Here is a 16,933-nt window from a genome sequence, read left to right on the forward strand (position 1 = left end):
GCTACTTTTTGACCTTGTCCTTGGATTCGTCGGTGGTCAGGGCGGCGATGAAGGCTTCCTGGGGGACCTCGACGCGTCCCACCATCTTCATCCGCTTCTTGCCTTCCTTCTGCTTCTCCAGCAACTTGCGCTTGCGGGTGATATCGCCGCCATAGCATTTGGCGAGAACGTCCTTACGGATGGCCCTGATGCTTTCCCGGGCGATGATCCGTGAACCGATGGCCGCCTGGATGGGCACCTCGAATTGCTGGCGCGGGATGAGCTCGCGCAGTTTACCGGTCATCATCACGCCGTAGGCGTATGCCTTATCGCGGTGGGTGATGGCGGAGAACGCGTCGACCTGCTCGCCCTGCAGCATGATGTCGACCTTCACCAGGTCGGCGACCTGATCGCCGTCGGCCTTCCAATCCAGTGAACCGTAGCCCCTGGTCCTGGACTTGAGGATGTCAAAGAAGTCGAACACGATCTCAGCCAGTGGCAGGCGGTAACGGATTTCCACCCGATCCTCCGAAAGATAATCCATTCCGCCCATGACGCCGCGCCGGCTCTGGCACAGCTCCATAATGGACCCGACAAACTCGGTGGGGGCGAGGATCGTTGCCGCGACCATCGGCTCGCGGACCTCGGCGATCTTGCCCGTGGGATATTCGCTGGGGTTGGTCACGTGGATGAGCTTCCTGTCCTCAAGCGTCACCTGGTACTCGACGTTGGGGGCGGTGGAGATCAGGTTCAGGTTGTGCTCACGCTCAAGCCGCTCACGGGTAATTTCCAGATGCAGGAGTCCGAGGAACCCGACCCGGAAACCGAAGCCGAGGGCCGCGGAGGTCTCCGGCTCGTACACGAGGGCCGCATCGTTGAGCATCAGTTTTTCCAGCGCATCGCGGAGCACCGGGTAATCGGTGCCGTCCAGCGGGTACAGGCCGGAGAAGACCATCGGTTTGGCATCAGCGTAACCGGGGAGGGACGCCTGTGCCGGCTTGGCCAGGTTGGTGACCGTGTCGCCCACCTTGGAAAGCCTGACATCTTTCACCCCGGTGATGAGGTAGCCCACTTCGCCGACGCCGAGTCCCCTGGACGGCGTGGGCTCCGGGGAGCTGACTCCAATCTCCAGGAGTTCGTGGCTGGCACGGGTGGACATCATCTGGATCCGCTCGCGGGGGTGCAGCATGCCGTCGACCACACGAACGTAGGTCACGACGCCGCGGTAGGTGTCGTAGACCGAGTCAAAGATCATGGCCCGGGCGGGTGCGTTGGGGTCGCCGACGGGAGGGGGAAGATCCCTGACAATCTTGTCAAGGAGTGCCTCGACTCCCATGCCGGTCTTCCCGGAGACCCGGAGGACGTCGTCGGGGTCACCGCCGATCAGGTTGGCCAGCTCAGCGGCGTACTTTTCGGGCTGGGCTGCGGGGAGGTCAATCTTGTTCAGGACCGGAATGATCGTCAGGTTGTTTTCCATCGCCAGGTAAAGGTTGGCCAGGGTCTGGGCCTCGATCCCCTGGGCGGCGTCGACCAGCAGGATCGCCCCTTCGCAGGCCGCGAGCGACCGTGACACCTCGTAGGTGAAGTCAACGTGACCGGGGGTGTCGATCATGTTCAGTGCGTGACTCACGCCATCGAGCTCCCACGGCAGCCTGACGGCCTGGGATTTGATGGTGATGCCCCGTTCGCGCTCAATGTCCATCCGGTCCAGGTACTGGGCCTTCATGTCCCGCTGCTCGACGACGCCGGTGAGCTGCAGCATCCGATCCGCCAGGGTGGACTTCCCGTGATCAATATGGGCAATGATGCAAAAGTTTCTGATGATCGCCGGATCAGTGGCGGCGGGCACCGGTGAGGTGCGGGCCTTCGGTGACACAGGACATTCCTTACTGTTGCGGAAGGGCTGTTGCGAAAGGGCTGCTGCGTAGCGGCCGTCTCAGCAGCAACTGGTTTCAGCAACAACTGCCGGGTTCGGAGCGAGGTGAACTTACCTCTTCAGCCGGTCACGTAAAACCAGCTCGGTTAACAGTCTCCCACGAGCTGGCGACTGATCTTGAATTGCTTAGGAACCCGAACTGTATCCTTGACCGCATGCCCTTCGATGCCCGTTCCCTACTGCGACTAGCCCGTTCTGCCATCCGGCTGTTGCAACCCCCGACGCGGCCGTCGGGGGTTGCCCGCAAGCCGACCGCCTATCCCGGTGATTTCACCGGGACCCCTCGCGTGAGTTACGCCCCCCGGGCCGACAATGTCCCGGATGCCGGCGAGATCGTCTGGGCCTGGGTGCCCTACGAAGAGGATCACCGACAGGGCAAGGACCGTCCCGTCCTGCTGATCGGGGAAAACCGCGGCAGGTTGCTGGGCCTGATATTGACCAGTCGCAATCGGAACGATTCGGCGAGGTCGGATCCAGCCTACGTCGACATCGGGTCCGGCTCCTGGGATGTGCAGAGACGACCCAGCGAGGTCAGGACCGATCGGATCATCCAACTGGCCCCTGGCGATGTCCGCCGAATCGGCGCGGTGCTCCCGCGGGCGCAATTTGATCGTGTTGCGGCGCGGCTGGGCTGATCGTTCGACGGTGCCTCCATCTTTCTTTGGTGCCGCCACCCCTTGACGTTGCCGTATCTTTCGACGGTGCCGCCGCGCTCGGACAGACTCGCCGCCGGGACTAATCCCGGCATCTCTGGTAATCTAGACAGCTGTGTGTCCGCGCAGGTCGACGGGCACTTTAGTCCAATCGCCTACGGTATCCCCACGCCGCTCAGTCATTGGTTGAACTGAATTACCCTCACGACCAGTCCGCAATACAAAGAGAGTTCTAAATACGTGGCAAATATCAAGTCCCAGAAAAAGCGCATTCTCACCAACGAGAAGGCACGTCAGCGCAACAACTCGGTGAAGTCCGAGTTGAAGACGGCTATCCGCGCCGTCAACACTGCGATCGGCTCGGCCGATAAGGAAGCCGCTACCAGCGCCCTCCAGTCGGCAAGCCGCAAGCTGGACAAGGCTGTCAGCAAGGGTGTCGTGCACAAGAACAACGCGGCGAACCACAAGTCCGCGATCTCGAAGAAGGTCAACGCTCTCTAACCAGAGATCGACTGTTCGACGTTTTCCAGATGGCTGGCCTTCGGGTCGGCCATCTGTCGTTTAACGGGCGGGCCCTCAACCTCACCCTCCGTTCACCCACCGCCCTGCGCCGAACGCCGTGCGCCGAGCGGTTACGTCTGGCGACCCGCCAGACCGCACGGTTCGGCGGAGGGGTGGGGTGCCGGGGTGTTGGGCCGGGGTGGGGTCGGGGTGGGGTCGGGATGGAAACTAGCCGCGGCCAGCGAGGGCAATCATGGTGACGGCCTGCTCGACGGCGTACACCGGATCCCGTGACGCGCCTTTCACCTGGGCGTCGGCCTCTGCAAGGACCTGGATGCACAGCACCAGCGCCTCGGGGCTCCACCGCTGGGCGTCGCGTCGGGCCTGATCTACCTGCCAGGGTGCCATCCCCAGTTCTTTGGCCAAGTGGGCTGAGCTCCCCCGCACCTGATGGACCTTCGCCACGGCCCTGACCTTCATCGCCAGCGCCGCGGTCAGCAGTACCGGATCGGCACCAGTGGCCAAAGCATGCCGAAGCATTGAGAGGGCCTGACCTCCCCTGCCAGCCAAAGCCGCGTCGGCCACCTTGAACCCGGTCACCTCGACCCGGCCGCCATAGTATTTTTCGACCGTCTCCTCGGTAATTTCTCCTGCCGTATCGGAGATCAGTTGCTGACAGGCTGCTGCTAACTCGGCGAGCTGGGAGCCGACGGCCGCCACCAGGGCTCGCAGTGCCCCACCGCCGATCCGCCGCCCAGCGGCCCGGAATTCCTCGACCACGAAATCGGTTTTGTCCGAGTCCTTCTTCAGCGGCTGGCAGTCAACGACAGGTGCCCCCGACGCTTTGACGGCGTCCAGGAGTTTCTTGCCGCGGTTTCCGCCGCTGTGGTGCATCACCAGGACGACGTCGGGCGCTGGATCCGAGAGGTAGCCGAGTGCGTCCTGCAGGAAGTCGTCGTTCATTTGAGCGAGGCCACTCACCTCGATCAATTTAGCTTCGCCAAAAAGGGAAGGACTGCCGTGGATCGTCAAATTACCGGCCTCATACTTACCGGCGTCCAGCTTCACGTCCTCAAGATCGGGACGGGCATCGCGCAGGCTGCGGCGGATGCGTTCGACAGCCTGACCCGCTGCGTACTCCTCCGGGCCGCTGAGCAGGACTACCGACGCAGGCACAACTGTCCGCCACTGGATTCCCGAGCTGCCAGCTGGTTCCCGACGGGATGCGGCTTGCCTCGACGTCACGCGGTTGCTCCTGCTGAGTGGTGGGCGGATCGATGGTCTACGTGTCAACTGTGCCACGGGCCGGACCTACGGCAAAGCGGATCCGGTGGTCACCGCCGGATCCGCAACAAGTTGTCCTGCACCGAGACGAGAAACGTCCCGAGCTCGTCGGTTCTTGCCACAGTAATCCCCGCCGCTGACAGTCCAGAGACGATCGACGGATGAGGGTGTCCGTAGTCGTTGTCCTGGCCAGCTGATATCAGGGCGAGTTGGGGGCGAACGGCGTGGACAAGTTCCAGCCCGCCATTAGGTGCACCGTGGTGAGCGACTTTGAGGATGTCAACTCCTCGTTCCACGAGACCCGGGTTGGCGCGCAGCAACGATTGGGCAGCGTCCTCCTCCAGATCACCCGTCATCAGGATCGCGACGTCGGCGCCGTCTGGAGAATCGATGATGACTTCCAACACCGCACTAGAATTATTTTCCGATTCGAGCTGCGCACCAGCACTTGGCCACAGCGCCGTCCAGCTGACACGGCCATAGGAGCCACCGTCGCCGTGTTCTCCGTGCATGCCCTCCACCAGCCGCTCCGGCGAAGGGCGCTGAGAGGAGGCCGCCGTGACCGCTGTGGGGAGAGCCGGCTCGGAGGACGAGTAGAGGATCCGCTCCACCGACCTGTCCCTGAAAACTCCTTCAATTCCTGCGTAATGGTCGGCGTGCAGGTGGGTCGGGACCAGGAGCTCCACAGTGGTGACAGCGAGGCGATCAAGGCAGGCGTCGACGTCGTCGGGTTCCGGACCGGTGTCGACCAGAATCACCTCCCGCTCACCGGTGCGCAGCACAAACGCGTCGCCCTGGCCAACATCGCAGGCGGCGACTTGCCAGGCGCCCTCCGTGCCGCGACCTGACGACCACACCATCACTGCGCCAAGGCCCAGCGCGCAGCCAGCCGCCAGCCACAGCACAGCGAAGGCCCTGCCTCGACCGGCACCCGGTCGGTGCCCGCCCCGTCGACCTGATTGGTGCGGTTTCCGGAAAACCGCGCGCAGCCGTGGGCTGAATACGACAGCCAGAACTATCGCCAACGACAGGGCGCCGGTGAGCACCGCACCCAACGGACCGCCCATCCACGGCAGGGCCGCCGCCGGTGCGGAGCTGAAGAATGTCGCTACCGTTTCCACCCAGCCGGCTCCCCATCCGGCCACCAGGACCAACGGCACGGCAAGGGGCTCAGCTACGACAAGCAACACCACGGCTGCCATTCCAAGGATCGTGACCACCGGCACTACCGGGCTGGCAGCCAAGTTCGCGGGAACCGAGTAGAGCGGTAGCGCGGGCTGCAGGAGGATCACGATAGGAGTACAGAACAGCTGAGCCGCAATCGGAACGGCGAGGAGCCGGGCGGCAAGCGCCGGCATGAATCGGGCCAGCCTGGTCGCCAGTATCGGACCAAACAGGATCAGACCGGAGGCCGCGGTCACCGACAGCATGAATGCGTAGGAGGCGGTCAGCCATGGATCGGCCGTGAGCAATACGACGACGGTCAGCAGCAGGAGAGCTAGCGGCACCCTGCCACGACCGGTTAGCACCGCTGCCACGCCGAGCCCTCCCATCACGGCAGCGCGGAGCACGCTTGGTTCGGGCTTGACCAGGATCACGAAGCCGATCAGGGCAAGGACTCCCAACACAGCCGCGGGCAGGCGGGGCAAGGCCACGGCGCGGGCACCGAGGAAAACGAACGCGAGCACATAGGTGCAGTTGGCGCCGCTCACCGCGGTGAGGTGGGTCAGGCCGGTGATCTGCATATCCTGTTCAATTAGCTCGTCAAGGGTGCTACGGTCGCCGATGACCATCCCCGGCAAGAGGCCACCCTCCCCCGCCAGCCGCGACGCCAGCTCCACGAAATCCTTTCGCACCTGTGCCGGGTAGGTGGTCCAATCTGCTGACGTCTGCACCAGGGGGCTCGTCTCAGCCATGAGTAAGGCGACTGCCCGGTCTCCTGGTTCCGTTGGCAGGAGACGCCCCGCGGTTTTAATCGAGTCTGAGGAGGTGACCCGGTGCCAGGATGCCGGCCCGATTACCACCACCGGGGTGTGTGCAGCGAATTGGGTCCCGTTGACCGTGCCGGCTATCAGCGCCGCCTCAACAAGGAACCGGTCCGCCCCCGTGAACCGGTCGGGGCTGATCAGGACGGCATCCGAGGTTGCCTCGAGGACCGCGGTGATGGACGCCCGCTCGTGCACGGCTGAGAGCACCGGCCCCATGGTGCGGGCCTCAACTGCGGCGGCGGCCGACACGGCGACCACCGCTGCAGTAGCCAAAGGCACCACACACCAGAGGACTACTAGTCTGATCCGCCTCATTCCGACGGGAACGAAACAGCCAATCCCGGAACACGCGGCCAACACCGCCAAGACTCCAGCACAGAGGAAGGCTGCAGCGGCGTCGAGCCGTGTCACCCCCGCTGCGGTAGCCCAGGCCACTGCAGTAGCTGGCAGAAGGCGAAAATCCCCGGTCCCTGGTTCGGTGCGAGGTGTCGGGGAGTCCGGTGCCAGACGCTCCTTCCACTTCGTCAACCGTCCAGCTATCGCGGCCCGGCCGGACAGCGAGACCCAGCCGGGTAGGGCTAACCAGCCGGAGCGGCGCTCAGGAATCTGATCCACCGAGTCGCGCCGTGATTGGGGCGGCTCGGTGGCCGCCTGAAGATACCTTGTCCAGGCCCTGCGGGTTCTCATCTCGTACCCCGTCGACGCGGGCCCGTCACACTGTCACCACGGGGAGCAGGGCCGCGAGCATCGCTTCGCCGATACCTGGGACGGCGTCGAGGTCTTCGGGCCTGGTAAACCCCCCGTGGTCGGTCCGCCATTGGAGGATGCGCTCTGCGAGGACGGGGCCAATCCGCGGAAGTGTTTCGAGCTCATCAAGATCGGCCGTGTTGATGTTCACCATCCCCGGTGAACCCATCGGGCCGACAGGAGGCGGGGCTTCAGGGCCGCCCGCCGCAGGGCCGCCACCAGCGCCACCGGCGTCGCCGGAACCTAGAGGTGGCGGCCCATTGGGCGGGACCTCACCGTGCAGCGGAACCCTGATCTGTTGGCCGTCCTGCACGGGCGCGGCCAGGTTAATCGCGGCGAGATCGGCCTCAGGCAACGCTCCGCCTGCCAAATCCAGCGCTTCAAATGCTCGAGAACCCGATGCCAGCTCCACCACACCCGGGCGAGCTACGGCCCCGGCAACGTGAACTAGGAGAACCTGCTGGACTGCGTCTTCGGCCGTATCGGCGGTTCCCTGGGACGGCGCAGGCGGCGACAATCCACCAGTTGATCCGCTTCCCACCCGCTCCCCCTGCGGAGGTACACCAGACGAGGGCGCTCCAGACGAGGGCGCTCCAGACGAACCTAAGGCGCCGCCCGTTCCGGGTTGGCTACTGGCTGGCGCGTCGAACGCCACCGAGGTCACCTCCGGCGATGGGGCACCGCGCAGAACAAAGAGACCGAAGGCGATGGAGAGCGTCAGACCAAGCACCACCAGCGACGCGCCACGTCCAACCGCCCACCGGCGGCCTCCCCGAGGTGGCGGCCGCGGACCGTCCAGGGTCTCAACATTGTCTAAGGTCACAACATTTTCCGGCGTCTCAAGATCTTCTGGACCGTCAACGTCCTGTACGGGATCTGGCGGATTCTGCCATGCGCTGATCCTGCCGCGGGACGGAGGGCTGGTCGCCCAGCGGTGTTGTGCCATGCTGCTGAGCCTAGGATTCCCCGACGAATTACGGGGGTGCGGCGTCAGGTTATGTGGGTAATCCCAGTGGAACTCAGGGGGCTGTGGAGGGCCGGTCGGCGTCGCCAATCCGTCCGGCTACGGCGATCGCGATGACGCCCAGACCGGTGTGGGCCGCAAGCACAGCTGGCAACTGGGCCAGGACTGTGCGCACCTCGGGGTGGCGGTGCTGCAGCGTCGTCGCGAGCTCCGCCACCTGCGTGTGATTGCCGAAGTAATGGAACGCCACCACCGCTTCGGACCGTCCAGCAATGTCTGCCTCCACCAAATCGATGAGGCGTGCCGTTGCCTTGGCAGTGGACCTCACCTTTTCGAGCGGAAGGACCTTGCCCTCCTGAACACTGAGGATGGGTTTTACCGCCAAGAGGGTGCCAAGCACGCTGGCTGCTGCGCCGATCCGGCCGCCCTTGCGCAGTTGTTCAAGGCTCGGCACCAGGAACCGCAGGGTCGACGAATCGCAGACGGCCTTCGTCACCGCCGCTGCGCTGGCCAGGTCAAGACCGTCGCGCCCACCGGCTTGCGCGGCGGCTACACCGAACCCCATCGCCATACCGACCGTCCGGCAGTCGACAACCTCGACCGGAATCGACACCGCGGCGGCCGCGAACCGTGCTGCGTCGGTGGTACCCGACAGGTCAGCCGAAAGGTGCACGGAGAGAATGCCCGTTGCGCCCTCGGCTTCCAACCTTCGGTACACGCCTTCGAACTGTCCGGGCGATGGCCGTGAGGTGCGCACCTCGGCCCCTTCGGCTAACGCGACGGAGAGCGGTCCGGTGAGATCGTCGGTCCCCTCACCGAAGATCCGGCCGGCAATCATCACCGGCATCGGCACCACGACGACGCCGTGCGCCGCCCCGCCCTCGGCCAGCCAGCCGGGCGGTAGCGCCGCGGCCGAATCGGTCACCACGGCAATCCGGGGCTTCACGGCGGTCTGGGGCGTGGCCCGTGCACCCGACGGCCGGACCCACAGCCGCTCAAGCCACCTCATCGGATACCAACCGGGAGGGCCGGGTTTCGGCGGCGCCGACGGTTCACGCTGGACCGCTACGGCGTGAACCGGTGCGGCGTGAACCGGGTGAGGCTGCACTGCTTGAACGGGAGGCATGGGTCACTCCGGAACGATATTGACCAGCTTCGGAGCCCGCACAATGATGGTCCGAATTCCCCTACCGTCAAGGGTCTTCTGGATGGGAGCACTGGCCAGCGCCAGTTCCCGCAGCGCTTCCTCGGTAATGTCCGGTGAAACCTCGAGGCGATCCCGGACCTTGCCCTGCACTTGCACGACGGCGACCACCGTGTCCTGTACCAGTAGTGTCTCGTCGACGGCGGGCCAGCCCGCTGTCGCCACCGACGCCGGGTGTCCCAGCCGGTTCCACAGATCCTCGGCCGTGTAGGGGGCGAACAGGCTCAGGATCACTGCAACGGCCTCGGTGGCTTCACGAACGGCCGGGTCGGCACCGCCGACGCCCGAGTCGATGGCCTTGCGGGTTGCGTTGACCAGTTCCATCACACGGGCAATGACCACGTTGAACTTGTTGCTCCGCAGCAATGCCGCGCTGTCGGCCACGGTCCGGTGGGTGATCGACCGCAGCGCACGGTCACCAGCCGAGACGTCGACGCCGGGCGCGCTCGTGACGTCCGGGCCGAGGCGCCAGGCGCGGGCGAGGAACTTCGAGGAGCCCGACGGCGAGACGTCCGCCCAGTCGACGTCGTCCTCGGGCGGGGAAGCGAAGACCATGGTCAGCCGGATCGCGTCGACACCAAACTTGTCCAGCTGCTGGCTCAGGTCAACACCATTGCCCAGCGACTTGCTCATGGCTTTGCCGCCGTTAAGTACCTGCCCCTGATTCAACAGTGCGGCGAACGGTTCGATGAACCCGATGAGTCCCAGATCGAACAGCACCTTGGTGAAGAACCTGCTGTACAGCAGGTGTAGGATGGCGTGCTCGACGCCGCCCACGTACTGACCCACGGGCAGCCAGCGGTTGACCGCATCCGTGTCGAATGGTGCATCGGTGGTCTCCGGTGAGGCGAACCTCAGAAAATACCAGGACGAATCGACGAACGTGTCCATCGTGTCGGTGTCCCGTTTGGCGGGCCCCGCGCACTGGGGGCAGGACACGTTCACCCATTCCTCGACCGCGGCCAGCGGTGAGGTGCCCTTCGGGGAGAGATCCCCGCCGCGCAGGTCCTCGGGCAGGGTGACAGGCAGCTGGTCGTCGGGGACCGGCACTTCGCCGCACGTTGAGCAGTGAATGATGGGGATCGGGGTGCCCCAGAACCGCTGCCGGGACAGCAGCCAGTCGCGCAGCCGGTAGTTGACCGTCTGTTCGCCGGTGCCCTGTTCGGCCACCAGTTCAATGGCGCGGGCGATCGCTTCGTCTTTGCCCAGCCCGTCCAGTTCGCCGGAGTTCACCAGCGTGCCGGGGCCAGTAGTCGCGACTCCCGATGCGGCAGGGTTATCAGCACCCGTGTCGACGACCATCCTCACCGGCAGGTTGAACGCCTTCGCGAAATCGAGGTCACGCTGGTCGTGGGCGGGGACGGCCATGATGGCTCCGGTCCCGTAGTCGGCCAACACATAGTCGGCGGCCCAGACCGGCAGCTTCTCACCGTTCAGGGGGTTGATGGCCCAGCGCCCGATAAACACGCCGGTTTTTTCCCGCTCAGTGGACTGGCGCTCGATCTCCGACAGGGATTTAATCCCCTCCCGGTACTCTTCCAGCTCAGCCCGGTGGGCCTCGGTGACCAGATCCAGGGCCAGCGGCGCATCAGCTGCCACCACAAAGAACGTGGCACCGTGCAGCGTGTCGGGACGGGTGGTGAACACGGGGACGCTCTGCGCCGGCGCTCCTTCAGCTGCCTCGACGACAAAGTCAACACGGGCACCCTCGGAGCGGCCGATCCAGTTGCGCTGCATGGCCAACACCCGTTCGGGCCAGTGACCCTGCAGCTGGTCCATGTCATCGAGCAGGCGGTCCGCGTAGTCGGTGATCTTGAAGTACCACTGGTTCAGGCTTTTCTTGGTGACGGGGGTGCCACAGCGCTCGCAGGCGCCGTTGACTACCTGCTCGTTGGCCAGCACTGTCTGGTCTTTGGGGCACCAGTTGACCGGTGAGTCCTTGCGGTAGGCGAGGCCCTTTTCGAAGAAACGCACGAACAGCCACTGCGTCCACTGGTAGTACCCCGGGTCGGACGTGTGCAGCCGCCGCGACCAGTCGACACTAATCGCGTAACGCCGAAACGAGTTGGCCTGCGTCTCGATGTTCGTATAGGTCCACTCGGACGGGTGGGCGTTGCGCTGGATGGCGGCGTTCTCGGCGGGCAGCCCGAACGAGTCCCAGCCAATCGGGTGGAGGACGTCGAAGCCCAGCTGACGGTAGTAGCGGGCGACGACGTCGCCCATCGCGAACGCTTCGGCGTGACCCATGTGCAGGTCGCCGGAGGGGTACGGGAACATGTCAAGGACGTAGCGTCGTTCCCGGGATCCGTCGTCGGCAGGCTTGAACGGCTGGAGCCGGTCCCACTCCGCGGGCCACCGGGCTTCGATGTCGGCGAAGTTATAGGTGTTCTCGTCCGGTTGCCCGGCGTCGGCTTGCGTGCTCACTGTCGTTTGCCCTGTCCTCTTGATCAATTGCCCCTAGACACACAAAAGCCCCTCGTCCAGGGAGGGGCATGCCGCACGGTCGACCGTACGGCTAGCTAAGGAGTTGTACTACAGACATTCGACCACTCTAGCGCAGATTGGCACCCGCGACCCGCGACGCGGGTTACGATGTTTCTGGTACCCGCGCCCGCATCGCGCGGCCTACCATGCCGAGGCGGAATGCGCCCCCGGCTGATCGGCCACCGGCCCCGCAAGGGGAATACCACCTGACTCAGGATCCGATTGCAGTGGCCCGTCGCATTGTGAGGCACGATCGCATGACACAACGCTTTCCCACCGCTGATCCCGCTCCCGCAGCCGTGGGTGACGACGCCGTCGCCCTGGTACGCCGCTGGCTGCACCTGGACGACGCCCGCCGCCCCGAGCCCACCGTCACCCGCGGGTCACGATCGGCGCAGCTCCTCGCCGAAGTCCTGAAGGACGACGCCGGACTGCAGTTCACGCTCGGCTTCGTCGACAGGGTCATCCGGCCCGAAGACAACGCAGTCGCTGCACGGAACCTGTCGAAACTGGCCCGGCAGACGCCGTCGTTCCTCCCCTGGTACATGCGCGGCGCCGTCAAACTCGGCGGAGCACTTGCTCCGGCCCTGCCCGGCATCGTGGTGCCCGTGGCGCAGCGGGTGCTGCGCGAAATGGTGGGACACCTCATCGTCGACGCCCGGCCCCACAAACTGGGCAAGGCGATTGCCGGGCTCAGGGGCGAATCGATCCGGCTCAACATCAATTTGCTCGGTGAAGCGGTGCTCGGCAACGAGGAAGCCGACGCCCGCCTCGCAGGGACCAGGAAACTGCTGGCCCGCGACGATGTCGACTACGTCTCGATCAAGGTGTCGTCCGTGGTGAGCACCATGAACCTGTGGGACTTCCACGAGACGGTGGAGCGGGTCGCCGAGCGGCTCCTTCCCCTGTACCGGCTGGCTGCGTCGTCGCCAGCGCCGAAGTTCATCAACCTCGACATGGAGGAATACCACGACCTCGATCTGACCGTCGCGGTGTTCAAACGCATCCTCGGCACTGCGGACCTCACGCACCTCGAGGCCGGAATCGTGCTGCAGGCCTACCTGCCCGATGCGCTCGGGGCGCTGCAGGACCTCACTGAGTGGGCCACCGCGCGCCGGGCAGACGGCGGCTCGGCCGTCAAGGTCAGGCTCGTCAAGGGAGCCAACCTGGCCATGGAACTGGTTGATGCGACGGTCCACGGGTGGGCGGCCGCCACCCTGCCATCGAAGGAAGCGACCGACACCAACTACAAGCGGTGCCTTGACTGGGCGTTGCGCCCCGAGAACGCTGAGGCGGTCAGGATCGGTGTGGCCGGCCACAACCTGTTCGACATCGCTTTCGCGCGCCTGCTGTCGCTCGCCCGCGGGGTGGAGGACCGGATCGAGTTCGAAATGCTGCTTGGGATGGCGGAGGAGCAGGCCGAAGAGATCAAGAAGGATGTTGGCTCTCTCCTGCTGTACACGCCGGTGGTGCACCCGGCCCAGTTCGACGTCGCCATCAGCTACCTGATCCGTCGGCTCGAGGAGAATGCCAGCCAGGAAAACTTCATGTCGGCTGTTTTCGAGTTGAACAAGAATCCCCAGCTGTTCGAACGGGAGAAGCAGCGCTTCCTCGATTCGCTGGCCGCTGTGGACACCGCTGTGCCAGGACCGAACCGCGCGCAGACTGTCGACCGGTTCGTGGAGTCGGTCCCCGGTGAGTTCGCCAACCAGGCCGACTCCGACCCGTCTCTCCCGGTGATCAGGGACTGGGCGACAGCAATCCTTGAGCGGGTTCCGGGGTCATTCCTCGGGGTTGAGCTAGTGGAGGCGTCTTGGCTGGACACGAACGACGACGTCGACCGTACCATCGTGGCGGCGCTCGCGGGCCAGGTCGGCTGGGCGTCCCGGACCGGAGCCGAACGGGCAGTGGTGCTGCGGAACGCGGCGGCGCGGCTCGCGGCGATCCGCGGGGACCTGGTGGAGGTTGCGGCCAGCGAGACCGGCAAGACAGTCGCCGAGTCCGACCCGGAGATTTCCGAGGCAATCGACTTCGCCAACTATTACGCGCTCCTCGCCGAGGAGTTGGACCAGGTCGAGGGTGCCGAGTTTGTTCCGGCCGGTCTGACCGTGGTGACTCCGCCGTGGAACTTCCCGGTGGCCATCGCGGCCGGGTCTGCCCTTGCCCCGTTGGCGGCGGGCAGCGCCGTCGTCGTCAAGCCTGCACCGCAGGCGAAGCGCTGTGCTGCGGTTCTCGTGCAGGCGCTGTGGGACGCAGGAGTCCCCCGCGAGGTGTTGCACTTCGCTGACGTCGAGGAGGGCCCTGTGGGCCAGCACCTCATCTCCCATCCGTCGGTGGACCGGGTGATCCTCACCGGGGCGCACGACACCGCGAAGCTGTTCCGCAGCTGGCGGCATGACCTGCCCCTGCTCGCTGAAACCAGCGGCAAGAACGCGTTGATTGTGACGCCCAGCTCGGACCTCGATCTGGCGGCCGCCGACGTCGTCAAGTCGGCGTTCGGTCATGCCGGGCAGAAGTGTTCTGCGGCATCCTTGGTGATTCTGGTGGGGTCGGCTGGGCGATCGGCGCGGTTCCGCAACCAGCTGGTCGACGCCGTGGCATCCCTGAAGGTGGGGTACCCCCACGACGCGGCCACCGAAATGGGCCCGGTCATCGAGCCAGCCGAAGGAAAGCTTCGTGATGCGCTGACCACGCTCGGCGACGGCGAGACCTGGCTGGTCAAACCGCAGCAGCTCGACGACACCGGACGGCTCTGGAGCCCGGGCGTCCGGGCGGGGGTGAAACCCGGCAGCTACTTTCATCTCACCGAGTTTTTTGGTCCGGTGCTGGGCGTGATGCACGCCGATTCGCTGGAACAGGCGATTGAATGGCAGAACGCCAGTGCCTACGGTCTGACGGCGGGCATCCACACCATGGATAGCGATGAGTTGGCCCTGTGGCTGGACGCAGTGCAGGCCGGAAACCTTTACGTCAACCGCGGCATCACCGGCGCCATCGTGCAGCGTCAGCCCTTTGGCGGCTGGAAGCGGTCGGCAGTTGGACCCGGCGCGAAGGCCGGCGGCCCCAATTACCTGATGCACCTCGGCAGCTGGAAGCCCGTCGAGCTGCACCCGGGAAATGTCCATGCGCCGCTGAGCGCACCGGTCCGGGACCTGTTGCACGCTGCCGACATTCCCGCCGTCGACCAGGGCTTCCTGGCCCGTGCGACGGCCGACGATCAGCGCCACTGGGTGAAGTCCTTCGGCGCCAACCGTGATGTGTCGGGGCTCGGGGTGGAACGCAATGAGTTCCGGTACGTTCCTGGTGCGGTGACGGTCCGTCTCAACGAGCAGGGAACCCTGGCGTCGTTGGTTCGGGTGCTTGCCGCCGGGCTGCGTACAGGAGCGACGCTGCGGGTGTCGTCTGCCCATTCCCTGCCGCCTGCGCTGACTGCTGTGTTGTCGGCGCACGCCGTGGATCATGGTGTTGAGGACGACGCCGCCTGGCTGGCGCACGCGCCGGCAGCTGGTCTCGGCCGGGTGCGGCTGGTGGGCGGCGGCTATTCGGACCTGTGTGCTGCGACGTTGGGTGATCCGGACGTGGCCATCTATGCAGGACCGGTTACCGAATCGGGGCGCCTTGAGATGCTGCCGTTCCTGCACGAGCAGGCGGTGAGCATCACTGCTCACCGGTTCGGCAACCCGGACAACGTGTCGCACACTGTGCTCGCCTAGCGGATTCGTTCGACTCGACTCCCCTTCTACCCCTCCTCAACCCCCTCCGTACCCTCCCCTTCGCCGAACCGTGATTGGGGTTGTCCGCAAGTCGTGGACAGTTGGTCAGGCGGCTTGTGCCGGCTGAGGCTTTGCTGTGGTGAGAAATTGTTCGTGTTCCACGGGAGTCGTGTAGCTCAGCGCTGAGTGGAGGCGGATGCGGTTGTAGAACTCTTCGATCCATCTACCGGTCGCCTGGATCGCTGCGTGTCGTGTCGCCCAGCGGCGCCGGTCGTAGAACTCGGCTTTGAGCGTTGACCAAAGGGATTCCTGCATCGTAACCCTGGCGCCGCATCGATGCGGCAACAGTTTTCCGATCAACACCGGTCCCGTTCCTAGCCAGCACCGTCCGAATCCGCGGAGCCCCATACGTCCCGTTCGAGTCGAGGTGGACCTGCCGAACCAACTCATCAAGGTTGGTTTGATCTGATCTTCGGGTGGAGCCACCATCGAGGATCCGGCGCCGCCAAGCGTAGAAACCGGATCGAGACACGCGTAAAAGCCGGGCCATTCGTGCAACCGGATAGTTGGCCTTCTGCGCCTGCATCAGTTCGAAGCATTCCGACTCTGTTGCTTGGAAGCGAAGAAGGCTGCGGCTTTTCCCAAGAACTCATCGTTCATTCGCAGCTGCGCGTTCTCCCGTCGTAAACGCTCTAGCTCCGATGCCTCTACCTCCATCGCCGCCGACTTCTCCGGGGCCTCCATACGGGCTCGCTCCTGGGCCACCCACCGGCCCAAGAGTTGCTCACCGAGCCCCAACTCCCGAGCCACCGGCGCGACCGGCCGCCCGGTATCGATCACCAAGCGAGCCGCCTCCCGCCGATACTCCGGGGTAAATTTACGTCGTGTTGTGCTCACAAGAACACCTTCCCGCAGAATCCAAGGATCCCGCTACTTCAGGTGTCCACCAACAGAGGCTAACCCCAGTGAGATCTGGTGGGTGATTGGGCGTGTGAGTCGCCCGATCTGACGCCTCGGCGGGTGGGTTGTGGGGTTTCGTGCACGCCCCCTGTGGGCTGTGACCGGGCCGCGAAAAATAGTTCAAAATTCTTTTCCGGATGGCTTCCCACGGACCTTATTTTGTCAGTGCCCGATGATGGAATGAAGGTATGAAAAGCAGTACAGCTTCTCCTACCGGAACGGGATACCCTCCCGAATCCGGCGCGGATTCCGGCTCGACCGGCGGGCCCGCGAATACCGCCGCGGGGGCTTCGGGCGGTTCGTCGGGGACGTCTGGCGGGGCGTCTGGTGGGTATGGTCCGGGTGGTCCGTTGGGCGTCGGCGCGGTGTGGACCGCCCCGGCGGCTGATCGGGAAGCGTCAGCTGATCGGCCGGCGTTGATGGGCGGGGTGGCTGTGGCGGCGGTGGTCGGCCTGGATGCGGGGCGGACCCTGGACCTGATTAAGGATCTGGGAGGGTTGCGTTCCTGGGTTGATGCGCA

At 65.0% G+C, this 16,933-nt stretch carries 9 protein-coding genes and 2 pseudogenes; 4 read left to right on the forward strand and 7 right to left on the reverse strand.

All coding sequences use genetic code 11. The features are described from left to right. Nucleotide 1 precedes the first annotated feature (1 nt). Entirely contained in the window at nucleotides 2–1,855 is a 1,854-nt protein-coding gene (gene lepA, locus ACX80G_RS16380; RefSeq protein ID WP_459309016.1) for a translation elongation factor 4, read from the reverse strand. A 347-nt stretch (nucleotides 1,856–2,202) separates the two neighbouring features. On the opposite strand from lepA, the gene ACX80G_RS16385 reads away from it, so the two are divergent. Together ACX80G_RS16385 and rpsT are read left to right on the forward strand one after the other, a co-directional pair. Next, nucleotides 2,203–2,550, forward strand: coding sequence for a type II toxin-antitoxin system PemK/MazF family toxin (locus ACX80G_RS16385; RefSeq protein WP_459309018.1), 348 nt, complete (start codon nucleotides 2,203–2,205; stop codon nucleotides 2,548–2,550). A 258-nt stretch (nucleotides 2,551–2,808) separates the two neighbouring features. Further along, nucleotides 2,809–3,069, forward strand: a complete 261-nt coding sequence (gene rpsT / locus ACX80G_RS16390) for a 30S ribosomal protein S20 (RefSeq protein WP_459260271.1) — start codon at nucleotides 2,809–2,811, stop codon at nucleotides 3,067–3,069. A 228-nt stretch (nucleotides 3,070–3,297) separates the two neighbouring features. Here rpsT and holA read toward each other — a convergent pair whose 3' ends face one another. The 5 genes from holA to leuS all read right to left on the reverse strand — a co-directional run bounded on the left by holA (nucleotide 3,298) and on the right by leuS (nucleotide 11,707). Next, nucleotides 3,298–4,314, reverse strand: a complete 1,017-nt coding sequence (gene holA, locus ACX80G_RS16395) for a DNA polymerase III subunit delta (protein WP_459309020.1) — start codon at nucleotides 4,312–4,314, stop codon at nucleotides 3,298–3,300. Between the two features lie 89 nt (nucleotides 4,315–4,403). After that, on the reverse strand, nucleotides 4,404–7,028 hold the full coding sequence (locus ACX80G_RS16400) for a ComEC/Rec2 family competence protein (RefSeq protein ID WP_459309022.1): 2,625 nt from the start codon (nucleotides 7,026–7,028) through the stop codon (nucleotides 4,404–4,406). 25 nt (nucleotides 7,029–7,053) lie between these two features. After that, nucleotides 7,054–8,034, reverse strand: coding sequence for a ComEA family DNA-binding protein (locus ACX80G_RS16405; protein WP_459309024.1), 981 nt, complete (start codon nucleotides 8,032–8,034; stop codon nucleotides 7,054–7,056). 73 nt (nucleotides 8,035–8,107) lie between these two features. Continuing rightward, entirely contained in the window at nucleotides 8,108–9,178 is a 1,071-nt protein-coding gene (locus ACX80G_RS16410; RefSeq protein WP_459309026.1) for a DegV family protein, read from the reverse strand. A gap of 3 nt (nucleotides 9,179–9,181) precedes the next feature. Then, nucleotides 9,182–11,707, reverse strand: a complete 2,526-nt coding sequence (gene leuS / locus ACX80G_RS16415) for a leucine--tRNA ligase (protein ID WP_459309028.1) — start codon at nucleotides 11,705–11,707, stop codon at nucleotides 9,182–9,184. Nucleotides 11,708–11,997: 290 nt separating this feature from the next. Here leuS and ACX80G_RS16420 point away from each other — a divergent pair, with 290 nt between their 5' ends. Beyond that, nucleotides 11,998–15,453 carry a bifunctional proline dehydrogenase/L-glutamate gamma-semialdehyde dehydrogenase gene (locus ACX80G_RS16420; protein WP_459309029.1) on the forward strand — a complete coding sequence of 1,152 codons (3,456 nt, stop codon included), beginning with the start codon at nucleotides 11,998–12,000 and terminating at the stop codon, nucleotides 15,451–15,453. 105 nt (nucleotides 15,454–15,558) lie between these two features. Here the strand turns inward: ACX80G_RS16420 and ACX80G_RS16425 are convergent. Next, nucleotides 15,559–16,350 (reverse strand): annotated as a pseudogene (locus tag ACX80G_RS16425) (transposase). 251 nt (nucleotides 16,351–16,601) lie between these two features. On the opposite strand from ACX80G_RS16425, the pseudogene ACX80G_RS16430 reads away from it, so the two are divergent. Then, nucleotides 16,602–16,933, forward strand: a pseudogene (locus ACX80G_RS16430) (HNH endonuclease); the annotation flags it as partial.

Source organism: Arthrobacter glycogeni, assembly GCF_054510815.1.